This is a genomic window from Pedobacter sp. 01N416 (genome assembly GCF_056399685.1).
In genome coordinates this window covers 1-5,662 of record NZ_JBFTRT010000312.1, presented here as the reverse complement: position 1 = coordinate 5,662, position 5,662 = coordinate 1, and the positions used below count along the sequence as shown (strand labels likewise).

The following is a 5,662-nucleotide window of genomic DNA, read 5'->3' as shown; positions in this document are numbered from 1 at the left end:
ATAATATATAAAGAAAAACAAGGCGCCAGCAGATTAAATCATCAACACAAAAGCACCACGTAATAATTTTATTACAAGGCATGGTGACAGGAAAATAAATAGAGCAACAAAACGAAACATCGCGTTGTAACATTTATATATCAACCTAAACCGAAAGATAAAGAAACATAACTAACCTGCCTTTGCGTACTCAAATACATGCTTCATGTAAAGTTTACGTAAAGAGAATGTCCGTTCAAGTGCAATTAAGATAATCACCGGAAATATTAAAAAACCAAGCAGGTTAAAAGCGTAGAAAAAATAGCCAAAAATTAATATGAGCCTGAAACACTCGAGGTAATAGATCCATTTACGTTGTTCTAAAAGCGCACCGATGTTGATTAAAGTAAGCAAGATAAAGACAAGTATTGCAGCTTTATTGAATGGTGTTAAAAAACTGTAAAACAAGGTCGTGCCGGTAAGCATTGCAACCACTGTTATCAACTGTATATTTAAATAGTTTTTAAACTTAGGTTTAGCAGCTCGTTGTATTTTATTTTGAAAGTAACGCTCTTCTAAAATGGGCCGGATGTTTTGATCCATCAACGCTGGGCTCCCGAACACGGCATTCCATTTGGCCCTAAATCCATTTGCACGCTTGTACGCCTCTCCTATTTCTAAATAGTAGTGAAAATGCTGCCATAGGAAACTATAACTCTTAATAGGATGTGTTAACCCATATTTAGGCGCCTCTTCTTCGGCCTGAAAAGTACCAAATAATTTATCCCAGAATACAAAAACATCGCCATAGTTTTTATCCAGGTATTTTTCGTCAGAGGCATGATGAACACCATGCAAAGAAGGCGTGATGAATATACGTTCAAGCCAACCCAGCTTACCGATTAATTGTGTATGCGTAAAAAATGAATAGGCTCCATGGGCCAAAAGTATGGTAATAATCATATTGGGATGAAAACCAATTAATGGTAATATACACCAAAACACGTTGCGGAAAATGGCTTGAATGGTCGTAATCCTCGCAGCCGCGGATAAATTAAACTCTTCGCTCTGGTGATGAACGATATGTGCAGCCCACAAAAAATTGATTTCGTGGCCTAGTCTATGGTACCAGTACCAAACAAGATCTGTTGACAATAGCAATAATATCCACACATACCATTTTGTAGAAATATCAAAAATTGCATAATTTAAATACACCCAATCGTACACCTGATAAAAACTTGCCGCAATAAATAAGTTCAATAACCTTTCGGCAATACCTACACTAAAATTTGCAACCGTACTTTCATATTTAAATATTTTCGCTTTTTTTTGGTGCTGAGCGATCCTAAACTCAATAAATACAAAAATAAAAAACGCTGGAATAGCAAATGCAAGGTAGTTTACCGTCATAACTTTTGTGGTCTTTTTTAGTTTAACGGAACAAACTTAAATATATTCTATTAAATACATAGATTTTATAGAATATATTATTACACCTAAATTACTTCGATCTTCATTTAATGTTTGTTGTTTTAATTTATTTGTAGAACTTCGAAATTATAAATACACAATTATGGCTACAGATAAAAAAGCTGAAAACAACAATATATTATCTATTGATATAGGCGGCACAAGCATTAAAACAGTTCTTTTGGATGAAAGCGGAAATATGCTTACCGAATATTTAAAAAGCAAAACCCCACCAGAAGCTACTCCAAAGGATATTGTTTCTGGAATTATAGAGTTGATTAAGCCTTTTCCTGTTAGCTACAACCGCGTATCGATCGGTTTTCCCGGTTATGTTAAAAACGGAATTGTTAAAACCGCCCCTAACCTGGCAAAAAACAAATGGGCAGATGTTGATCTCGCTCAGCGTGTTGCTAACGAGTTAGGTAAATCGGTACGTTTGGTAAATGATGCCGATCAACAAGGCTTAGGTGTAGTTGAGGGCAAAGGCTTTGAAATTGTTTTCACAGTAGGTACAGGTTTTGGAACAGCTTTATTATTCGATGGAGAATTACTACCGCATTTAGAACTTGCCCATTTCCCGATCAGCAAGGAAGAAGACTATGACGATTATATCGGAAATAAGGCTTTTGAAAAAATCGGGACTGAGCGCTGGAATAAAAGGCYCAAAAAAGTAATCGAAATCTACAAAACGGTTTTCAATTATGATACCTTATATATTGGTGGTGGCAATTCTAAACAAATAGACTTTAAACTGGAAAGCAATATTAAAATTGTAACCAACAGAGACGGGATTAAAGGTGGTGCTAAACTCTGGAAACTGGCCGACAAGTACAATATCTTTACAGTTGAGCCTAAAAAATAATAATCTTTATTACAATCTTTTAACAACAATAGCTGCAATATTAATTTGTAAACCCTAATTTTGGGTGCATTATAAAAAATAAAAAATGGCAAATAACGATTCGAAAAAATATAAATTGGGAATGATCGGTTTAGGCACAATGGGCCGGAACTTATTATTAAACATGGCTGATAAAGGCTTCTCTGTAACAGGTTACGATAAAGACAGGAAAATGATCTCGAAACTTGAAGAAGAAGGCAAGAAACACAATTTAGAAGGATTTGACGATATTGAAAGCTTTATTTCTAGCTTACAAACACCACGTACATTAATCTTATTAGTACCAGCCGGACCAATTGTAGATAGCGTTATTGCAGAACTAAAACCACTTTTAAGCAAGGGCGATATTATTATCGATAGCGGAAATTCACATTTTACCGATACCAACCGCCGTGTTGACGAACTGGAGAAAGATGGTTTACATTTCTTCGGAATGGGTATTTCTGGTGGTGAAGAAGGTGCACGTTTTGGTCCGAGTATGATGCCAGGTGGCGATAAACAGGCTTATAACGTAGTTAAAGATGTTTTTGATGCTGTAGCGGCAAAAGTTGGAACCGATCCATGCGTAACCTATATTGGCCCTGGTGCTTCTGGCCACTTTGTTAAAATGGTGCACAACGGAATTGAGTATGCCATTATGGAGCTTATTGCCGAGGTTTATGGCATCCTTAAAAATGGCTTAGGCTATTCAAACGATGATATATATAAGGTTTTCAAAAAATGGAACGAAGGCAGATTGCAATCCTTCTTATTGGAAATTACTGCCGAAATCTTTCTTTTTAAAGATACAGAAACGCAAAACAATCTTTTAGATCAGATTAAAGATGAAGCACGCTCAAAAGGCACCGGAAAATGGACTTCGGAGGTTTCAATGGAACTTCAGTTACCTGTACCAACCATTAACGAAGCTGTTTCTAACCGTGATTTATCTAAATTCAAAAAACTAAGGGTTTCTTTAGAAGAGGCTTTTGGCAAAAAAGACACCAAAATTGCTGTTACTATTGATGAACTGGAAGATGCATTTTACTTCTCTATGATCAGTGCTTATGCACAGGGTATGCATTTACTGGTTCAGGCTTCAAAAGAATACCAATACGATTTACAGTTACAGGAAATTGCTAAAATCTGGCGTGGTGGCTGTATCATCAGGGCTAAATTTTTAGAAGATATTTATCAGGCTTACGATAAAAACAACGCTTTAGAACATCTATTCGGGGATGCGGGTATCCAGAACATTATCAAAGGTACTTTAGCTGGTACACGCAAAACAATTAGTGCATGTATCAATTCTGGTTTGGGTATCCCTGCATTTGCGTCTACGCTAACCTATTTCGATACCATTACCACAGCTAGAATGCCTTCTAACTTAATCCAGGCACAAAGAGATTTCTTTGGAGCACACACCTTCGAGCGTATCGATAAAGATGGTGTTTTCCATGCTGATTGGAATAAATTATCATAACCTATTAGATTCACGAACAAGAACATAAAATGAAAACCAAAACCGCATTAAACCCTACCATTTTTGTAATATTTGGTGGAACAGGTGATTTAAACAAAAGAAAATTAGCACCTGCCCTATATAATTTATTTATTGAGGGTTACATGCCAGATAAATTTGCCGTTATTGGTACCGGTAGAACCGAATTTACCGACGATAGCTACAAAGCTGCTTTAGAAGATGCTGTAAACCAGTTTTCTCGCAGCGGAAAAGTAAAAAAAGAGAAATGGGACGATTTTGCAAAGACTATGAGTTACTGTCCTACCGATTTTGCCCAGCCAAAAACTTTCGAAAACCTTAAAGCAACTGTAGAAAAATATCAAAAAGAATTTGGAGTCGGAACACAGGTAATTTTCTATCTGGCAGTTGCGCCTAATTTCTTCCCGATTATTGCTGAATGTTTGCAGAAATATAAACTTACACAAGATGAAGACAATAGCCGTATCGTTATCGAAAAACCTTTCGGCCATGATTTAGAATCAGCAAAAGAACTGAATACATTATTGAGCACCATTTTTACCGAAAAGCAGATCTATCGCATCGATCATTATTTGGGTAAAGAAACTGTACAAAACATGATGGCTTTCCGTTTTGCCAATGCATTGTTCGAGCCGTTATGGAACAGGTCTTATATCGATCACGTTCAAATTTCGGTAACCGAGCAGTTAGGCGTGGGCGATCGTGGAGGTTATTATGAAGGTTCTGGTGCTTTAAGAGATATGATTCAGAATCACCTGTTGCAATTGCTTTGTTTGGTTGGAATGGAAGCGCCAATTAATTTTGATGCTGATGAAATCAGGAACCGTAAGGTGGAGGTTTTAAGAGCAATGCGTCCTTTTTCTGCCGAAGATATCCGTTTTCATACTGTTCGGGGTCAATATAGTAAAGGTTGGGTTGAAGGTAAGGAAGTGCCTGGATACCGTCAGGAAAAAGGTGTTGATGCACATTCTAATACAGAAACTTTTGCTGCTGTTAAATTCCATATCGATAACTGGAGATGGCAAGGTATTCCTTTCTATTTAAGAACTGGAAAACGCTTAAACCAAACTTCATCTTTAATTACCATTCAATTTAGAGATGTTCCGCATCAGATTTTCTCATCAGGCGTAACCGAAAACTGGCAACAAAACAGGTTAGTAATCAGCATACAGCCAGAAATGAGTATCCGTATGCAGGTACAGGCCAAAAGACCTGGATTGGATATGGTATTGAATCCTGTTGATATGATTTTCGATTATAAAGGAACTTACGAGGGTGATACCCCTGAGGCTTACGAAACCTTATTATTAGATGCCATGATGGGCGATCAAACCTTGTTCATGCGTGGCGACCAAGTGGAAGCAGCATGGGAACTGGTCATGCCGATTTTAAATACTTGGGAAAGCAAAAAATCAATCAACTTCCCTAACTACCCTGCCGATAGCTGGGGACCAGAAGAAGCTGAAGCACTTATTGCAAGAGATGGTTTCCACTGGTTTAACCTGCCATTGAAGAATAAGGAATAAATTTTTACTCAGGTCGTCACCCTGAACCGAGCCTTAGCGAGCTCACCGAAGGTAATTTGTTTCAGGGTCTTTTTAATAAATAGATGCTGAAATAAATTCAGCATGACGGCTCTTATTAGTTATAAAAATGAATCTACTCATATACAAAACATTAGAAGAACTAAACCAGGATCTGGCAGATTATGTAATTAAAATTGCAGAAATGTCTATCGAAGAAAACGACCGCTTTAATTTCGTATTAACTGGCGGCAGTTCTCCTAAAGCACTTTATCATCTTCTGGCAACAGAAGGTCAGCACAGAAT

General features: G+C 37.2%; 5 protein-coding genes. 4 read left to right on the top strand and 1 reads right to left on the bottom strand.

The window, feature by feature from the left end; translation table 11 throughout:
* Positions 1 to 171: 171 nt before the first annotated feature.
* Entirely contained in the window at positions 172 to 1,392 is a 1,221-nt protein-coding gene (locus tag AC1DND_RS17055) for a sterol desaturase family protein (RefSeq protein WP_477583407.1), read from the bottom strand.
* A 163-nt stretch (positions 1,393 to 1,555) separates the two neighbouring features.
* Between AC1DND_RS17055 and AC1DND_RS17050 the strand changes: the two genes are divergently transcribed.
* The 4 genes from AC1DND_RS17050 to AC1DND_RS17035 form a co-directional block, all read left to right on the top strand.
* Positions 1,556 to 2,314, top strand: a complete 759-nt coding sequence (locus tag AC1DND_RS17050) for an ROK family protein (RefSeq protein WP_477583405.1) — start codon at positions 1,556 to 1,558, stop codon at positions 2,312 to 2,314.
* A gap of 85 nt (positions 2,315 to 2,399) precedes the next feature.
* Positions 2,400 to 3,815 carry an NADP-dependent phosphogluconate dehydrogenase gene (gndA, locus tag AC1DND_RS17045; protein WP_477583403.1) on the top strand — a complete coding sequence of 472 codons (1,416 nt, stop codon included), beginning with the start codon at positions 2,400 to 2,402 and terminating at the stop codon, positions 3,813 to 3,815.
* 29 nt (positions 3,816 to 3,844) lie between these two features.
* Positions 3,845 to 5,359: a glucose-6-phosphate dehydrogenase gene (gene zwf, locus AC1DND_RS17040; RefSeq protein WP_477583401.1), complete on the top strand. Its 1,515-nt coding sequence runs from the start codon at positions 3,845 to 3,847 to the stop codon at positions 5,357 to 5,359.
* A gap of 127 nt (positions 5,360 to 5,486) precedes the next feature.
* The coding region (locus tag AC1DND_RS17035) for a 6-phosphogluconolactonase (RefSeq protein ID WP_477583409.1) at positions 5,487 to 5,662 on the top strand (176 nt) is incomplete at its 3' end.

Coding starts and splice junctions, on each gene's coding strand:
- AC1DND_RS17055 (WP_477583407.1), bottom strand. CDS start 1,392: ATGACGGTAAACTACCTTGCATTTGCTATTCCAGCGTTTTTTATTTTT.
- gndA (WP_477583403.1), top strand. CDS start 2,400: ATGGCAAATAACGATTCGAAAAAATATAAATTGGGAATGATCGGTTTA.
- zwf (WP_477583401.1), top strand. CDS start 3,845: ATGAAAACCAAAACCGCATTAAACCCTACCATTTTTGTAATATTTGGT.